A 17,270-nucleotide genomic window follows, 5' to 3' on the forward strand; every position below is an offset into this window, starting at 1 on the left:
CTGACTACAGTAGCCGCTTGATGGTGTTAAGGCTCTGTAAATTTTATTTTAGGCTTGATTGTTCCATAATTTCTCAAAACGCCACGTTGGGAAAATAGTGTGTTCTGCCGCTAATCCTCCAATCTGTTTCGATGCAGCATCTATGCTATGGCTAAAACCCCAAATCAGCATTCCACCGCGTTCATGTTGAATTTTTTGTGCCTGAGCCAAATACACTTTACGCTTGGCTAAATCGGGTTCAGCCAGTGCTTTATAAAACAGCTCACTATATTCTGGGTCTTTAAAGTTGACACGATTGGTTGTTGAAATTGGCGCATCATTCACTACAGCAGTGGATAAATACGGTGTACCCACGTTGGTTGCATTACTGGAGAATTGCCATTTACTTCGATCAGGTCCATTAAATGTGGCTAAATCAACTTGTTTGACCCGAATACTGACATTGGCTTTCTTTGCTTGTTCTGCAAATATCAGGGCAGGTTGGGCGTTGCCAACGGGGGTAATCAGTTCAACGCTTAAGCCATCTTTAAAGCCCGCTTGAGCCAATAAGTTCTTGGCTTCTGTAATGTCTTGTTGACGTTGTGGCAAATTTAGAAATGCTGGATCCTGTGGCGAATATAAATCATTGGCGATGCGTCCCTGACCGTTTAAACCCCGTTGTATCAGCTCTTGACGATCGGCGATTAAACGAAATGCTTGGCGGACTTTGGGATCATTAAATGGTGCCTGTTGAGTATTAAAGTCAAAACTATTGTGGGTATTGGTTTGAGAACGAACCGTTTGAATATGTTTTGCTTGCTCTAAAATTTTAATGTATTCAGGTGAAATCGCATTTGCAAGATCAATTTGTCCTGCCAATAATGCATTTAGTCGAGAAACTTGATCTTTAAAGTCAATGACTTCAAAACGATCTGCATAAGGCCGATCTGCTTTAAAATAGTTTTCAAACCGAGTAAAGACAGAACGTTGACCGGGGATAAATTCTTTGACTTTATAAGGACCTGCGCCCACAGGGTTATGAATGGGATCAAAATCAGTGGGGACAATACCGCCAAAATTGACCCAAGTTTCAGGCAGCGCCACAAAGCCAGCAATTGAACTAATAAAAGGAATGCGTACTGTATATTGATCTAATTTTTGGATACGATCACGATCAATCCATTGCACAAGATTTCGAAAAGGTGAGGCAAGCTTTGGATCTGTTAATCGTTTCAATGAAAAAATGACATCATCTGCGCTGACGGTTTTACCATGATGAAACTCTAAACCTTTACGCAGTCGTATGGTCCATTCGCTGGCATTATGATTAGGTTCTGCAAATTCAGCCAAAGCAAGACGAGGAAGCATGTTTTCGTCCCATTCCCAGAGCTTATTATAAATCGCAAATCCACGGGTAATCCCACTTCCTGAAGCTGAAAGGTGAGGGTCAAGGCTACCTGATTGTTGTCCACCAATCAGCCCTAATCGAATTGTTCCACCATGCTTAGGGGTACTGGAAAGTGAACTTTGGGAGTCAGCGCTAGGTTGTGGAGATTGTCCACAAGCAGATAAACCACTGATTAAAGAAACGCCACCTAGTGCAGTTAGACTTTGGGTTAAAAATTTTCGACGTGAGAGTAACAAGGTTTCATGTGTCATTAAAAATACTCAGTTAGAACGTATTCAGAGGAGATTGCACAATGAATGCCAATTCTTTTTTATATTTTTCTAATATTTATCAATTGATTATAAGCGTTGTGTTTTTTGTCACTGTTGCTTTTTCAGCATTTCTGTTGAAAAAATAAACATGAATAAAATCTGTATATCAATGAGGGCTATTTAAAAGTAATAAAAATCAATGTTTTATATTTGAGTTTTGCCTATTTAAAGATTGGCATAGGCTTTGCGTAACGCAGTGTAAATGTATTTTACTGAGTGTGATATGAAACAGAACTTTCAATTAAAGCCACTGGTGATTGCGCTAGGGCTATTTGGGGCAATCTTTCCATGCGCTATTTTTGCTGAAGAAACCTCAGAGCAAGCCAAGGATTCTAATGGTGATGTAATTACCTTAGCCGATGTTGTAGTGACAGGAGCAAATAAAAAAGCCACCATTCTCCCCAAGCGTAAAGTCACTTCGATTTATGGAACGGATAGTTCTGTATTAGATACCCCACGTGTCGTTTCACAAGTATCAGAACAACAGTTTCGTGAAGATGTTATTCGTAGTGCAGATGATTTGGTTAAGTATGCTCCAAGTATCACCAGAGGAGGTGGGCAAAATGCCAATTTCGCGCCACAGATACGAGGGCAAAACTCCGAAGTTTTTCAAGATAGCCAACGAATATACAGTACCCGACATCCGACCAACTTAAATGCCTATGAAGCTGCTGATATTGTTGCAGGACCAACGGGGGTAATTTTTGCACCGACGTCAGGTTCAGGGGGATATATTAATTATCTCACCAAAAAACCGAATTTTAATAAAGCACAAACCACGATTTCGGGATCAGTGGGTTCAATTTATGCAGGGCAAGGTGCTGAGCCTAATTTCTCAGTCAGTATTGATCATACTGCACCTATTTCTAAAGAATTGGCATTTCGTGTCAGTGCAACAGCACAACGAACAGATGACTATTATGACAATGTAAAAAATAATTTTAATGCATTTTATGGTGCTTTGGCTTGGCGTCCAGATGACAGTCTACGGGTTGACTGGAATATCAGTTATGACGATTATTCAGATTTTAATGTGACGCATGGTTGGAACAGAGCGACACAACAATCCGTTGATCAAGGGCTTTACTATAAAGGCAGAGCGACCCCGATTATTCAAAACGGTTCAAACTTTTGGTCTCCAGTCTTTGAGTCTGGTGCAGCTCACTCTAAAGTGATTGGTTGGCAAACTCGGCAGAAGAATGACAAAAATCAATATATTGCTGTAGGTCCAGTACAGACTTCTCCTTTGCCAAGTTCTACTGCTGATCAAGCGGGTACAATTCGAGGCTGGGTCTATGATCCATCAATCGCAGGCAATGGCTTAGTCAAATTAGATGATGATGTTTCTGGGCGGGGTGAAGATAAAAACAGTGCAAAGCGCTTTAGCACACAATTTAAACTGGTCAAAGATATCAATGAAAATTGGTCTGTGGCCAATAGTACGCTATATCAAAAGAGTCGTGATTTGGGTGATTCTGTTGGGAGTTTCTTTACCGATTTGGATCATGAATTATTGGATAACCGCTTAGAGGTTTTAGGCGATCATGACGTTGAGCTATTGGGTGTCAAAATCAACAATAAAAGCAGTACAGGTGGCGCTTATCGGCATGAGAAATTTACCTCTCTCGCAGCAAACAATAGTTTTAATATCAATCCTTATGATTTAACCAATGATCCATCACAGAAAAACCCTGGAGATTTATTGGGGTTGGTCAATCATGGCGGTTCGACTGGAAGCTGGATTGGGCAGGCTGGTGTTCCACAGTATTCGCAGTATTTTGGCTATTTAAATCTACCTCGAATGTACCCTGTGGGTCATGGCTTATATGCTGAAAAAGGCGGTTTTCCTCCCAATGGAGGTGGTGCAGTTTATACAGGAACAGGCTTTTGGGACACTTACAGCGTATTTACACAGCAAAATTTTACCTTTAATGATGTTTTTGGGATTAATCTGGGAATTAACCACAGTTCTATAAAAGCAAAATTAGAGAATCCACTGGTTTTAGTCCCTACAGATGTCCGCTCAGATTCCAATAAATATAGTTTGCTCAGCTATCAAGCCAGTACCTTTATTAAACCTACTGAAAAAAGTACCCTATATTTTACTTATGATAAAAGTACAGCTTTGAATACGGGTGTATTTGGTCCATTTTTAATTTGGGGCGCTGGAAATCAGCTAAATCCTTTGGCTTTTGACAGCCAAAGTGAATTAAAAGAAGTGGGAGTGAAATACGAGCCGATCACTGATCAACTTCTGTTAACGCTCAGTGGTTTTGAACAGAAGCGCGATTTATCACCTGATACCAATGGCAATATGGCGCGTTTTGAAATCAAAGGCCTTGAATCATCATTACGTTGGCAGCTACAAAAAAATATCGCGATTGGGGCAAACTTAACCTATCTCAATGCTGAATATTCTTCCATTATTCCGGCTGGTTTTTCACCTTTTGGTTTCCATGCAGACAATGCGACGGTATGGGGCGATAGCAATGCTTTAAACCAACGCAAAGCAGGACGTTATGATGCAGCAGGCATTCCTAAATATTCTGCAAGTGCTTATGTGGATTATCAGCACCAGTCAGGTTTTGGACTAAACTTATCGGGCTGGTGGACAAGTAACTGGTATACCAATCTAAGTCAGACCGTAAAGGTACCCAATAATTATAATTTAGATTTGGGACTTTATTATCGTCAACCGCAGTGGACAGTAGGCTTAAATATTCTTAATTTGACCAATGAGCGTAATTTCGTAAATGGTTTAGCTGGTGCAAATAGCGAGTTTTTACAGCCAATGCGTCCATTGACGGTACAAGGACAATTTAGCTATAAATTCTAAATTAAACAGATTTTTATTTTTGATTGCATTAGCCATACTTTTGTATGGCTTTTTTATAAATTTACTCTTAGTAGATATCATTAAAAATAAAAAGCAGCAAAATGTTGAAATAACAACAATACGACAATTAAAAATGTCTATCTATCAGCAAAAATAAATATTTTTTTTATGATTTTTTATATAACACTTTGAAAATATTTAAATAAATAGAATGGCACAAAAGTTGCCAATAACAAGAATAGATTTATTTAAATGGAGTCACCATGTTTAAGGTTACAAAAATTAGGCAGAGTATTTTAACTGCTATGTGGGGCGTAACGGCGAGTGTTTCAACACTGGCTATTGCAAATGAAGAGATCGAGACTACACCAGTACAACAAGCACTGGTTGAAAAAGCCAAAGATGTCAAAAAATTAAGTGATGTGATCGTCACTGCACAATATCGGGCGCAAAATATTCAGAAAGTTCCAACTGCAATTACTGCTGTTTCGGGTAAGGACTTGGCTGCGAAAGGTTCTACTTTTATTGGGGATGTTTTAACCTATACACCAAATGCTGCAGCTGAAAACCCAGATGGGGACAGTCGTCCACGTTGGTATATTCGTGGTCTAGGTACGGGAGATGTGGCTGCATCGACAGTATTTCCTGTTGGCGTGTATGCAGATGGGGTTTACTTAAATGCGCCAGTTGCAGGTGCAGGTGACTTGTTTGATTTAGAGCGTATAGAAGTTTTACGTGGTCCACAAGGTACGCTCTATGGGAAAAACACCACCGCGGGTGCAGTCAATTATATTTCTAAAAAGCCTAATTTTTCAGATAAATCCAATGGATATGCAACCATTGGTTTAGGGGATCATAACCTAAGAACATTTGAAGGTGCTGCCAACGGCAAAATTTCAGAAAATGTTGCGGTGCGCGGGGCTTTTTACTCTGAAGACCGTGACGGATATGCAAAGAATATTGCCAATGGTGAAGATTATGGCAACGTGGATAAAAAATCTTTTCGCTTCCAAGTGCTAGGCAAAATCAATGATGAATGGGATGCTTTGGTCAATCTACACAGCCAAACTTATAATGGTTTAGGCAGTAATGGTTCCTTAAGCGTGGGTAAATACTGGGGTATTTATGAAAGACCTAAAGGACGAGACACCAATTTAGATTTAGATGAAAACAATAAGATTCAGCATGATGGCGCGTCATTAACCTTAACTGGAGATTTGGGGGGCGGATATAGCTTTACTTCGATTACTGCTTTTGATAAGACCACACAAAAGTCGATTTCAGATGGTGATTACACCCCTTATGATGTCGCACGAAGCTATAGTGATAATGAATGGCGTCAATATAGCCAAGAGTTCCGTATCGCTTCTGATGCTGAAAAACGCTTAAGTTGGATTGCAGGATTTCATTATTTCAATGAGGATTTAGATTCCACTGGAGTCAGTGCACGTGTCAATAAAACATTGCCAAATGGCGCTGCTTCTCAAACTGCGTCTACGCCAGCATTTAGAGATATAACCTATAACCAAGCCACTCAAAGCTTTGCACTTTTTGGTAACAGTACTTATAAATTTACAGATAAATTTAAAGTGACAGGTGGTTTACGTTGGACCAGTGAAGAAAAAGATATTGATCTCAATCTGACTCAGATCACAACGGGAGACTATACAAAAGGCAGTTGGTGGAAAAAAGATGGCTATAGCAATGCAGTTTATAACCCAACTCCAAATGCAAATGGGTCAACAAGTCGCAATAAAACTTGGAATGAGTTGACCTATGACATCACCCCAGAATATGAAATTAATCCTAATTTAAATACTTATTTTAGATTCGCACGCGGTTTCCGCTCAGGTGGATTTAACACTGGTTTATCCAGCAGTTTAACCCAACTTGCCGACGTGAATCCTGAATACTTAAATAGTTATGAACTTGGTTTAAAGTCTACGTTATTGGACGGAGATTTAATCGCAAATGCCAATATTTTTTATTATGACTATAAAGATATTCAAACCAATTTACTGGTTGCAACAGAGGGACAAGGTGGCGGTGTGACCTCTGTTCTCGCCAATGGACCAAAAGCTGAAGTTAAAGGTGCTGAATTAGAATTAGATTATTCAGTGACTGAAAATCTACGTTTACGTTTTGCTGGTGCTTATCTTGACAGCGAATATACCGATTTCGTCGATAAAAACCCAGTAACCAATGTGGTTAATGCAGATAATACAGGCAACAGTCTAGTCCGTTCGCCAAAATACACTGTCGGTCTGGGTGGAGAATATACCTTTAATCTCAATGATGGTGCTCGTGTTGTTGTAGGTACAGATGCCAGCTATCGTGACCGTGAATTTTTCCTCGTAAACCGTCAAGACTATTCGGTAGATCCAATCTTAAGCCAAAAAGCATATACCTTATGGAATGCCAATGTTGGCTACCATAGCGCAAATAACAAATACCAAGTCAATGCTTACGTTAAAAACCTATTGAATGAAGAATATCAAGTACATGGCCGTCCAAATGGGCCCGCTGGACAATATGTTTTAACTTATGGAAACCCACGTCAAGTTGGTGTTTCTCTGACTGCTAAATTCTAAGTTATACGGAGAACATCATGGGAATTGAATTTTTTACCCGTCTACCACTACATGGTGAAGCAGAGTACTTAGCAGGCGATCCACGCAATCGTGGTGATTGGTCACGTGTCGCGGGTGTAGACAATACTGGTGCGACATCGAATTACCAAGTCGGTGATGACTTTACCTATATCGACTATCTTAGCCAAGTGGCTCGCGCGGCTGAAATCAATGGTTTTGCAGGCGCCCTGATGGTGAATGCACCTACAGGTGAAGAACCGTGGACAGTGTGTTCCTTATTGGCAAGAGAAACCAAGCGGTTAAACTTTGTGACTGCATTCCAGCCTTATCATTTTAGTCCTTATAATGCAGTACAAAGTGCAGCAACGTATCAGCGTGCCACAGGGAATCGTTTGGTCTGGAATATTATCAATGGTGGCTCTGAGGTTATTCAGCGCCAAGTTGGGGATGCTACTCCGCACGATGACCGTTATATCCGTGCGACTGAATTTTTAGATGTGGTGAAAGGGTATTGGTATAATGAATCATTCCATTACCAGGGCAAATATTATTCTGCTGAAGGTGGCGGTTTAAAATATCCCCTCAATAAAGCTGAACTACCGATCATTTGTACGGCAGGATCGTCTGAAGCTGCCCGTGAGTTTGGTGCGAAGCATGCTGATTATTATTTAATGCGTGCTGAAAAACCCAGTGAAATTGCTGAATTGATTGCTGATGTGCGCAAACGTGCTGCGAGATATGGGCGGGATAATATTAAATTCGGCTTATCCATTGATACGATTGCACGCCGTAGTGAACAAGAAGCGTTGGCAGAGGCACAACGTTATTTGGATGAAGCTGCTGAAAAACAACGCTTACATGCGTCTGCTGCACATGCAGGTTTGAGATCGGCACGTGTATTGAGTTTTGAAAAAGAATATAGTGAAAAAGCAGGCAGTAAAAACGTCGATGATTTCTTTATTCATCCCAATGTTTGGTCAGGCTTTGGCTATATTGGTATTCCACCAGGTGTTGCTTTAGTGGGAAGTTATTCGCAGATTATCGAGCGGATTCAAGAATATAACAGTATTGGGATTGATCTGTTTTTCTTGGCGGGCTATCCACATTTAGAAGAAGCTTATCGCCTTGGCGAACATGTTTTACCTTATTTCAAAAAACAGCGTCAGGCATTACAGCGTATTTCTGAAGAGGCAAAATATCGTATCGCCTAACTTCCATTGCAACAGGTTAAAGCCAAGATTTTTAAACCAGTCTTGGCTTTTTTATATTCATTTTTATACCGATAAAAAATACTGTGGGTTGTCGTTGAAGCTTTGAACAGAAAACCTGTAATGGTTTAAATCATGTAACGACATAAAGCCTCAACAATCCTATATAAAAAAATAAAGCTGTTTTCTTTCAATAATAAATCCTGATATTTGTGTATTTTTATTTTTTATAGATTTACATTTCTGCTATCAGAAAATCACCAAAAGCATTGACCTTAAAGTTAACCTTAACCTTAGTATAGAATGACGGTCCATACGAATCGTATCAAACATTGTAATTTACTGACATAAATGAGAACAGCAATAAGTTATTCAAAGTGTAAATCATACACAGGAGAAATTAACATGGCATATGTTACGACAAAAGATGGTGTTGATATTTTTTATAAAGATTGGGGACCGAAAGATGCCCCAGTATTATTTTTTCATCATGGATGGCCATTAAGCTCGGATGACTGGGATTCTCAGTTATTGTTCTTTTTAAATGAAGGTTTTCGTGTGGTTGCACATGATCGTCGCGGACATGGACGTTCAAGTCAGGTCTGGGATGGTCATGATATGGACCACTATGCCGATGATGTTGCAGAAGTGGTCAAACACTTGGGCATTAAAAACGCAGTACATATTGGTCACTCCACTGGTGGTGGTGAGGTTGTTCACTACATTGCACGTCATGGCGAGGAAAATGTATCCAAGGCCGTATTGGTCAGTGCTGTACCTCCAATTATGCTGAAAACGGAAAAAAATCCGCAAGGTTTAGCCAAAGAAGTCTTTGATGACTTACAGAATCAGCTTTTTAAAAATCGTGCTCAGTTTTATCATGATCTACCAGCGGGGCCATTCTATGGCTTTAACCGACCAGATGCTCAACCTTCAGAACCCGTCGTATTGAATTGGTGGCGACAGGGCATGATGGGTGGAGCAAAAGCGCATTATGATGGAATTGTTGCATTTTCACAGACTGACTTTACCGAAGATTTGAAAAAAATCTCAGTGCCTGTTTTAGTCATGCATGGGGATGATGATCAAATTGTACCTTATGAAAACTCAGGGGTACTTTCTGCCAAACTGGTTCAAAATGGCCGATTAAAAACCTATAAAGGTTATTCACACGGTATGTTAACCGTCAATGCCGATGTGATTAATCCAGATTTATTGGCGTTTATTCGCGAGTGAATAGTTGTCGTTTGATTTAAAAACAGAATATCAATAGAGGCCTTGCGGCCTCTTTTTTTATTAAAGTATCAGATCGTTATTATCTTATTATGATGTAAGTCTTTGAATAAAATTAGTTCTTAAAATAATAAAAATTAAATGCGAAAAAAGGATTGACATTAAAGTGAACTTTAATCTTAAAGTAAGTCCATACTCTATGAGGCTATAAAAATGAACGTCTTTGAAAAATTAGTTTTACCCAATGGTACTCAGATTCCAAATCGTATTGCAAAAGCTGCGATGGAAGAGAATATGGCAGATCTCAATCATGCACCATCAGAAGAGCTCATGCGTTTGTATCAGGCATGGGCAGATGGTGGTGTCGGTTTAATCATTACAGGTAATGTGATGGTGGATCGTCGTGCGATGACAGGACCGGGTGGTGTGGTCTTGGAAGATGAACAGCATTTAGCGCACTTCAAACGTTGGGCGAAAATCGCACGTTCTCAAGGCGCGCAAGCATGGTTGCAGATCAACCATCCAGGTCGCCAAATGCAGTCAAATTTAGGTCAGCCAACGTGGGCACCTTCTGCTGTGGCTTTAGATTTAGGTAAAATGTCAGATCGTTTTAATACTCCAATTGAAATGACTCAAGCCATGATTGACGAAGTGATTCAACGTTTTGCCAATACCGCACGTTTAGGTGAAAAGGCGGGATTTACTGGTGTAGAAATTCATGCAGCTCATGGCTATCTACTCAGTCAGTTCCTTTCGCCTTTAAGCAATCAACGTCAAGATCAATGGGGCGGCTCATTGGAAAACCGTGCGCGTATTTTGATTGAGATTGTCAAAGCAGTACGTGCAGTGGTGTCATCAACATTTACAGTTGCTGTTAAACTGAATTCTGCCGATTTCCAACGTGGTGGTTTTAGTGCTGAGGATGCGCAGCAAGTGGTTAAAATGTTAAATGATCTGTCAGTTGATTTGGTTGAGTTGTCAGGGGGGAGTTATGAAGCACCTGCTATGCAAGGCCAAGCTAGAGATGGTCGGACTTTGGCGCGTGAAGCTTATTTCTTAGAGTTTGCTCAAGAGATTGGCAAGGTTGCCCATATGCCGATTATGGTAACCGGTGGTATTCGCCGTAAACCCGTTGCAGAACAAGTCATTGACAGTGGGATCGATATGGTCGGAATTGCAACAGCCTTAGCAATCGACCCTAACTTACCCAACGAATGGAAACAAGGTCAGAATATCGCACCTGAATTGAAACCAATTCACTGGGAAAATAAAACCTTAGCTTCACTTGCCAATATGGCAACAGTCAAATTCCAGTTACAGAAACTTAGTCATGGGAAAAAATCGAATCCTAAGGTTTCACCTTTATGGGCCTTGATAGTACAACAGACAGAAACGACATGCCGCACACGTCAGTATAAAAAACGTATGCGTGAGTATTCACATTCAGCTTAAGTACAGTGCGTTGTTCAGATGTTGGATTTGATGTGATCCGACAGACTGTACTGCGGCTGTGGCTCAAAGAGGATTTCCCTAATGCTTAGGTATGATCACCGATTAAAGTAATGATGAGAATACTGATCAAGCAGTTTTGCAGATTTCAATGTTTGAGCATCATAGATAATTTATCAATGACCTATGCACAATCCTGAGCTTAAATTGAGATTTAAGCTCAATCGCTTTTATGATTTTCCGATAACATGGACATTTTTAACATTTATCATTGGCATAATACAGATTCAGTAAACGGTTGGCATTTTCTTCACAGGTGATTTCGTCAGGCTTACTATTGATTGCAGTGATCATGCTGCGTAGGTTTTGCTTACTGATCAACAACTTTTGTTCTAGATCTTCAATGTCTTTGATTTTACTTTCGAGTAATCCAATCAGAATATCATGATCCCACTTGCCTACATTTGAAGGCAGGAAAGCTTTGATTTCAGCCAATGAAAATCCAACTTGTTGCGCTTGCTGAATTAGAAATAATTGTTTGAGGTCATTGTCGCTATATTCACGATAACCATTAGATTTACGTTTTGCCTTAGGAAGCAGTTTAATTTGTTCATAATAACGAATCGTTGGGGTACTTAAACCACTTTGTTTGGATAACTCGCTAATGTTCATTTTACAGACTTCCATTTAACATTAAAGTTAACTTTAGACTTATGCTCAGGCAAAAGCAAGATGAAAAATAACGTTAAAGCTGAGGTCAATTAGGTTTAAACGAATATTGGGAGTCCTTTCGATGGAAATTCTCTCATTGAATTAAAATCATGAGAACATTTCACGATAAATGATATTTAAACTTAAAAAATGATCCATTTAAATATCAAAGGTTTGGAATAAATTCATGCCATTTATTCGTTACTTGCTATTTTAACGATTAATTTCAAGTTGTTGTCCCTGACAATTCAAAAACAGCTGTTGTTGATGCCAAGCAAGTTGCCCCGAAACAATTGTGGTGCTGACCTCATAAGCAAATGTTTTATGCATAAATGGTGTCCAATTGCATTTCATATAGTTTTTTTGATCTTTCACTGCAATGTGCTGTTGATTTTCTCGAAGGATCACTAAATCAGCCCAGTAACCTTCTCGAATATAACCACGGTCTTTGATCCTAAATAAGTCTGCCACTTGATGTGCAGTTTTTTGAACCAGTGTTTCAATACTCAGTTTACCTGCTGTAACTAGCTCCATCAGTGCAGGTAACGCATGTTGTACTAAAGGCAGGCCAGAAGGGGCATAAAAATATGACTGGTGTTTTTCATCCCAAGTATGTGGGGCGTGGTCAGTACCAATAATATCCAAGCGATTACTATTCGCAAGGGCATTAATCAAAGCATCTTTATCTTGCTGGGTTTTAATGGCGGGATTACATTTAATTAAGTGGCCCAAAGTAGCATAATCAGCATCATCAAAACTGAGATGATGGATACACACTTCTGCTGTGATATGTTTTCGATTTAAAGGCAGGTTTTTAAACAAACACAGTTCTTTCGCGGTGGTGATATGTAAAACATGCAACTGTGTGGCATATTTCTCAGCCAAAGATACAGCTAATTTTGAGCTATCAAAGCAGACATGTTTATTTCTAATCTGCGCATGAATTTCTGCTGGAATATTTTCCCCATATTTTTGAAAATAGAAATTTTCTTCGGCTTTAATGGCAGGGGTAAATTCGCAATGAGTCAATAAAACCGTTGGAACATTTGCAAATAAGCGTTCCAAAACTTTAGGGTCATCGACGAGCATATCACCCGTAGAAGCGCCCATAAAAACTTTAACACCACTGATTGATTTGGGATCAAGCTGTTCAATAATATCTAAATTATGCGCACTGACTCCAAAATGGAAAGCATAATTGGCCCGACTATGTTGTTTTGCAATCTGCTTTTTCTGGGTCAAAGCGTCTAGGGTTAAGGTGGCTGGATTGGTGTTTGGCATATCCATATAGCTGGTGATTCCACCAATCGTTGCTGCCATTGATTCCGAAGCAATATTGCCTTTATGCGCTGCGCCAGGATCTCTAAAATGAACTTGGTCATCAATCATGCCAGGAATTAACCACGAACCTTCAGCATCTATATTTTTCGCATGATAAGCCCCTGTAATATTGGGATGAATCTTTTCAATCCGACCATGTCGAATCAGTACATCGGAATAATACTGCTTGCCTTCATTGACAATATTGGCATTACGAATAATAAGATTGGGCGAATTTTTAAAACTCATTGTGCAATGCCTTATAGCCTTGAACCAGTTTGATATTGGTGCTGACAACGCTTTCTGAAAACTCACTGATTGAAATATCAATGGGTGGAAATTGCTTTAAATCAGTTTTAGGGTTGATATAACTCATGGCAGGCACATAAAAATGATCGGGTAAATCACGGCCATCAACCACTGCATTGTGACGAATCGCGCTGTGATGACCCACTTTGCAATTAAATAACACACTGTTAAAGCCAACAAAAACATGATGTCCAATTTCACAGGGACCATGAATAATAGAGCGATGCGCGATTGAAGAATTTTCACCAATGATCACTGCTGCCCCCGCTTTGGAATGAATCACCACTCCATCTTGAATATTGGAATTAGCACCAATAATGATGGGTTCCATTTCACCCGCGTCATTGGTTTCATCTGCTCTGATCACTGCATAAGGTCCAATAAATACATTGGCATGGATAATGACTTTTCCGCAAATAATCGCTGTTTGGTCAACATAGGCTGATTGATCTATAACAGGGAGATCTCCAGATGGGTTTTTTCTAAGCATGACTAGACCATTTTAAATAAGTTAAACAATGAGGGTGGTTGAGATAAGGCATTACCATTGCCAAGCGCCCTGAGCAACTGCGTCATGAGCATGTAAACTTTCCGCATGAATCACTTTAAAGTTAAAGCCTAGAATGCTGGGATGATGGATAAATGTGGCATACAAGCGTCTTAATGCATCTTCACAAAACATCAGGTTTTGACCATTCGCAACAGCAAAGGCTTGTTCATCGATACGTTTTACCGCCGTTTGTACGGGTGTCATCAAGGCTTGTTCAGCCTGATTAATAAATAAAATCAGTGGAATATACTGAATGTTTTGATCTAATTTGAAATTTAACTGAGCAAAACTTCTTTGACTATGAGGCGTTGCTGCAATTGCATCTGTGCTATTTAGCCAACTGAGGATTTCTTGTGGGTCTAAGTGAATCTCATGATTTTCCAATGCGGTTGCAAATCTTTGTTGGATGATGTTTCTGGCAAGTGCTGCGGAACAAGGACAAGTAGATGAATAGGGAATTTCGATTTTTAATTCAGCATAAAAATCATCTTTTAAAAGCTGACAGGACAACACAAAAGGATAGCTTTTCCAGCCAGACAATTGGCTGACTAAGGCAGGGCGCTCGATATAAAGCTCACTATGAATTTCAATTTTGGCATGTGCTGATAAATCTTTATGGCTGGCTAAGAAATCTAATAAAGCGTCTTTAATATCAAGTAGCGCTAAATTTTTGATCGTGCTCAATTTCAAAAGTCGCGTATACAAGCGCGACATATGAATACCTTTGGCAAACACATCATCCAAACTGACATAAGCATTCACTTGGCTTTGACAAAGACTATTTTCGAGATAAAGCGGAAGCGCGATTTTTTCCATACCGACCCAATCGAGCGGGTAGTGATAGCTTCTTGTGAGTGAGGATTCAGCAGAAACATCTGGAAGAACAAGATTCATAGGGGGAATAGCTTAAGTTGAAATACATATTGTTATGTTATAACATAACAATATTAATCAACACTACTCATCTGAGTTAAATTTACGCTATGAGATCATTGCAAATTGAGATGAACAAAAAATATTTGATCGGATTCATACTCTGCCTTTCTGCATGTAGTCAAAACAACTCAAATACAATTCATGCTATGCGTACAGTTCAGCAAACGTCACCACAAGTGCCATTAAAAGCAGACTTTCCTCAGCAGCAAGGTATTTTAAAACAAGAGAAAAATCTGCCGCCTGCTTATTTAAAATGGCTCAGTGAGCCGACAAATGCTGAAAGCGTTCAGGCTTATCAGCGCTTTTTAAAGCAACAAGGTATTTCTGCTTATATTCCTACTTTTGAATTTTTACAAACAGCCAGAGATTGGCAACAATGTGATGCATCTGAATTTGAAGTTCCGCCACAAGAGCTGTGGGGCAATATTGTGCCAACATTAAAAATTTTAAATCGTCTTGTGGATGAAAAAATTTTAACCCAGTTTAGCGTGACTTCTGTCTATCGAAATTTCAAGCTTAATCAGTGTGCAAAAGGCGCTCCTTCATCCAAACATATTTTTAATGCTGCATTAGATTTTCGTATTGGTGATGAAAATCCGAACTTAAACCAACAGCTGATGATTCAAGAGCGCAAAGCAAAATTATGTCAATTTTGGCTGGATTCTGGTGAGGAACTTCACATGGGCTTAGGCGTCTATGCATCAGGACAGATTCATATTGATAGTGCAGGTTTTCGTACTTGGGGTGCAGACCATCGCTATAGCTCATCACCATGTGTCAATAACGCTTTAATTGGCAACAATAAAAAAGTGAGTGAATCGCCATGAAGTCAAATTTCATCCGTGACATCAGACAACTTTTAATACGAGAAATTCAAGCGACACATGTTTATCCGCTATTAAACAATCTTAATCCTGATGTTTTTCAATCCTCAGCTTAGATTTATAGGATCTGGAAAAACGCTGTAATCATCACCGAATGATTAAAACCGAATCATCAAATTGCAGTGTTGAAAATGTATGTGCAAGCACAGCTAAAATTTAACTCTAAAGAAATCTGTTTGGAGTTATTCAGTCAGTATTTTCATGTCGATCTCGATATGAAAACACAAAAATATAAAGTGAGAATGCCAATGAATACTCTTTTAGCCACTTCGCAAAAACTTCCCGTCACCGTGCTTTCTGGATTCTTGGGGGCTGGAAAAACCACCTTACTCAATCATATCTTAAACAATCGCGAAGGCCGAAAAATTGCAGTGATTGTGAATGATATGTCGGAGGTCAATATTGATGCCGCTTTAGTTCGAGAGGGTGGTGCTGAGCTTTCAAGGACGGATGAAAAGCTAGTTGAAATGAGTAATGGTTGTATCTGCTGTACCTTAAGAGAAGACCTACTGGTTGAAGTGCATCGTTTAGCACAGGATCAGCGTTTTGATCAATTGGTGATTGAATCTACAGGGATCTCTGAACCACTCCCAGTTGCAGAAACGTTTACCTTTGAAGATGAAAATGGGATTTCTCTCAATGAGTTTGCCCGCTTAGATACTATGGTGACCGTGGTCGATGCTTATAACTTTTTAAAAGATTATAGTTCGCTGGATAGTTTACAAGCGCGCGGTGAATCATTAGGTGAACAAGATGAGCGAAATGTTGTTGATCTACTGATTGATCAAATTGAGTTTTGTGACGTGATTGTATTGAATAAAACAGATTTGATTGATCAAGACGAGCAGGAAAAATTATTTGGCATTTTGCAGTCTTTAAACCCAAGAGCAAAAATTGAAGTTTCTGCGTTTGGCAAGGTGAATCTTGATCGGGTGTTAAATACCCAGCTATTTGATTTTAACGAAGCGGCACAAGCTCCGGGTTGGTTAAAGGAATTAAGAGGTGAGCATACGTCTGAAACAGAGCAATATGGAATCAATAATTTTGTTTATCGAGCGCGCAGACCTTTTCACCCACAACGGTTTTTTGATTTTATCAACTCCGAATGGAAAGGCGTAATCCGTTCCAAAGGCTTTTTTTGGTTAGCCTCAAATCCCGAATTTGCTGGATCTTGGTCACAAGCAGGGGCGATGGCACGCCATGGCGTTGCTGGATATTGGTGGGCAGCAGTGCCAGATGAACATTGGCCTACAGATCAACAAAGTCGAGATGCAATTCAACAAAGCTGGGATGCTCAAACAGGTGATGCACGACAAGAAATCGTGTTGATTGGGATGCAAATGGATCAATCTGAACTTATTCGTCAATTTGATGCTTGTTTATTAAACGATGATGAAATGGCCTTAGGGGCAGAAAAATGGCAAGAGTTTGAAAATCCTTTTAGTGGGTGGACTGATTCTATCATTAGCCATTAATTCATTATGATCTATTCAATTCAGCCAAAGCATTGCTGAGAATACTTGTAAGCATGAGCGCTTTTAATTA

Annotated in this window: 12 protein-coding genes; 7 read left to right on the forward strand and 5 right to left on the reverse strand. The window is 39.6% G+C overall.

Annotated elements, in window-relative coordinates; translation table 11 throughout:
• Positions 1-48: 48 nt before the first annotated feature.
• Positions 49-1,638 carry an ABC transporter substrate-binding protein gene (locus CQZ96_RS19115; protein WP_096734859.1) on the reverse strand — a complete coding sequence of 530 codons (1,590 nt, stop codon included), beginning with the start codon at positions 1,636-1,638 and terminating at the stop codon, positions 49-51.
• Between the two features lie 283 nt (positions 1,639-1,921).
• On the opposite strand from CQZ96_RS19115, the gene CQZ96_RS19120 reads away from it, so the two are divergent.
• The 5 genes from CQZ96_RS19120 to CQZ96_RS19140 all read left to right on the forward strand — a co-directional run bounded on the left by CQZ96_RS19120 (position 1,922) and on the right by CQZ96_RS19140 (position 11,018).
• The gene (locus tag CQZ96_RS19120) at positions 1,922-4,534 is read left to right on the forward strand and encodes a TonB-dependent receptor (protein WP_105713674.1); all 2,613 of its coding nucleotides are present in this window, start codon (positions 1,922-1,924) and stop codon (positions 4,532-4,534) included.
• 263 nt (positions 4,535-4,797) lie between these two features.
• Positions 4,798-7,125 carry a TonB-dependent receptor gene (locus tag CQZ96_RS19125; protein ID WP_339485318.1) on the forward strand — a complete coding sequence of 776 codons (2,328 nt, stop codon included), beginning with the start codon at positions 4,798-4,800 and terminating at the stop codon, positions 7,123-7,125.
• Positions 7,126-7,142: 17 nt separating this feature from the next.
• Entirely contained in the window at positions 7,143-8,336 is a 1,194-nt protein-coding gene (locus tag CQZ96_RS19130) for an LLM class flavin-dependent oxidoreductase (protein ID WP_105713542.1), read from the forward strand.
• Positions 8,337-8,738: 402 nt separating this feature from the next.
• Positions 8,739-9,569, forward strand: coding sequence for an alpha/beta fold hydrolase (locus CQZ96_RS19135; protein ID WP_004717468.1), 831 nt, complete (start codon positions 8,739-8,741; stop codon positions 9,567-9,569).
• A 210-nt stretch (positions 9,570-9,779) separates the two neighbouring features.
• The gene (locus tag CQZ96_RS19140; protein WP_105713543.1) at positions 9,780-11,018 is read left to right on the forward strand and encodes an NADH:flavin oxidoreductase/NADH oxidase family protein; all 1,239 of its coding nucleotides are present in this window, start codon (positions 9,780-9,782) and stop codon (positions 11,016-11,018) included.
• Positions 11,019-11,273: 255 nt separating this feature from the next.
• On the opposite strand, the gene CQZ96_RS19145 is transcribed toward CQZ96_RS19140, so the two are convergent.
• The 4 genes from CQZ96_RS19145 to folE2 all read right to left on the reverse strand — a co-directional run bounded on the left by CQZ96_RS19145 (position 11,274) and on the right by folE2 (position 14,799).
• Positions 11,274-11,687, reverse strand: a complete 414-nt coding sequence (locus CQZ96_RS19145; protein WP_004717464.1) for a MerR family transcriptional regulator — start codon at positions 11,685-11,687, stop codon at positions 11,274-11,276.
• 252 nt (positions 11,688-11,939) lie between these two features.
• On the reverse strand, positions 11,940-13,295 hold the full coding sequence (locus CQZ96_RS19150) for a dihydroorotase (RefSeq protein ID WP_105713544.1): 1,356 nt from the start codon (positions 13,293-13,295) through the stop codon (positions 11,940-11,942).
• Positions 13,285-13,845, reverse strand: a complete 561-nt coding sequence (locus CQZ96_RS19155) for a carbonate dehydratase (RefSeq protein ID WP_105713545.1) — start codon at positions 13,843-13,845, stop codon at positions 13,285-13,287. The genes CQZ96_RS19150 and CQZ96_RS19155 overlap by 11 nt, the downstream gene beginning before the upstream one ends.
• A gap of 51 nt (positions 13,846-13,896) precedes the next feature.
• A complete protein-coding gene (folE2, locus tag CQZ96_RS19160) occupies positions 13,897-14,799 on the reverse strand; it encodes a GTP cyclohydrolase FolE2 (RefSeq protein ID WP_105713546.1) in 903 nt (300 codons plus the stop codon).
• Positions 14,800-14,909: 110 nt separating this feature from the next.
• Between folE2 and CQZ96_RS19165 the strand changes: the two genes are divergently transcribed.
• Together CQZ96_RS19165 and zigA are read left to right on the forward strand one after the other, a co-directional pair.
• Positions 14,910-15,668 carry a D-Ala-D-Ala carboxypeptidase family metallohydrolase gene (locus CQZ96_RS19165; protein ID WP_171287908.1) on the forward strand — a complete coding sequence of 253 codons (759 nt, stop codon included), beginning with the start codon at positions 14,910-14,912 and terminating at the stop codon, positions 15,666-15,668.
• Between the two features lie 305 nt (positions 15,669-15,973).
• On the forward strand, positions 15,974-17,200 hold the full coding sequence (gene zigA / locus CQZ96_RS19170; protein ID WP_105713676.1) for a zinc metallochaperone GTPase ZigA: 1,227 nt from the start codon (positions 15,974-15,976) through the stop codon (positions 17,198-17,200).
• Positions 17,201-17,270 lie beyond the last annotated feature (70 nt).

Source organism: Acinetobacter sp. MYb10 (genome assembly GCF_002980175.2).
GTDB classification, from domain to species: Bacteria; Pseudomonadota; Gammaproteobacteria; order Pseudomonadales; family Moraxellaceae; genus Acinetobacter; species Acinetobacter guillouiae.

Coding starts and splice junctions, on each gene's coding strand:
- CQZ96_RS19115 (WP_096734859.1), bottom strand. CDS start 1,638: ATGACACATGAAACCTTGTTACTCTCACGTCGAAAATTTTTAACCCAA.
- CQZ96_RS19120 (WP_105713674.1), top strand. CDS start 1,922: ATGAAACAGAACTTTCAATTAAAGCCACTGGTGATTGCGCTAGGGCTA.
- CQZ96_RS19125 (WP_339485318.1), top strand. CDS start 4,798: ATGTTTAAGGTTACAAAAATTAGGCAGAGTATTTTAACTGCTATGTGG.
- CQZ96_RS19130 (WP_105713542.1), top strand. CDS start 7,143: ATGGGAATTGAATTTTTTACCCGTCTACCACTACATGGTGAAGCAGAG.
- CQZ96_RS19135 (WP_004717468.1), top strand. CDS start 8,739: ATGGCATATGTTACGACAAAAGATGGTGTTGATATTTTTTATAAAGAT.
- CQZ96_RS19140 (WP_105713543.1), top strand. CDS start 9,780: ATGAACGTCTTTGAAAAATTAGTTTTACCCAATGGTACTCAGATTCCA.
- CQZ96_RS19145 (WP_004717464.1), bottom strand. CDS start 11,687: ATGAACATTAGCGAGTTATCCAAACAAAGTGGTTTAAGTACCCCAACG.
- CQZ96_RS19150 (WP_105713544.1), bottom strand. CDS start 13,295: ATGAGTTTTAAAAATTCGCCCAATCTTATTATTCGTAATGCCAATATT.
- CQZ96_RS19155 (WP_105713545.1), bottom strand. CDS start 13,845: ATGCTTAGAAAAAACCCATCTGGAGATCTCCCTGTTATAGATCAATCA.
- folE2 (WP_105713546.1), bottom strand. CDS start 14,799: ATGAATCTTGTTCTTCCAGATGTTTCTGCTGAATCCTCACTCACAAGA.
- CQZ96_RS19165 (WP_171287908.1), top strand. CDS start 14,910: ATGAACAAAAAATATTTGATCGGATTCATACTCTGCCTTTCTGCATGT.
- zigA (WP_105713676.1), top strand. CDS start 15,974: ATGAATACTCTTTTAGCCACTTCGCAAAAACTTCCCGTCACCGTGCTT.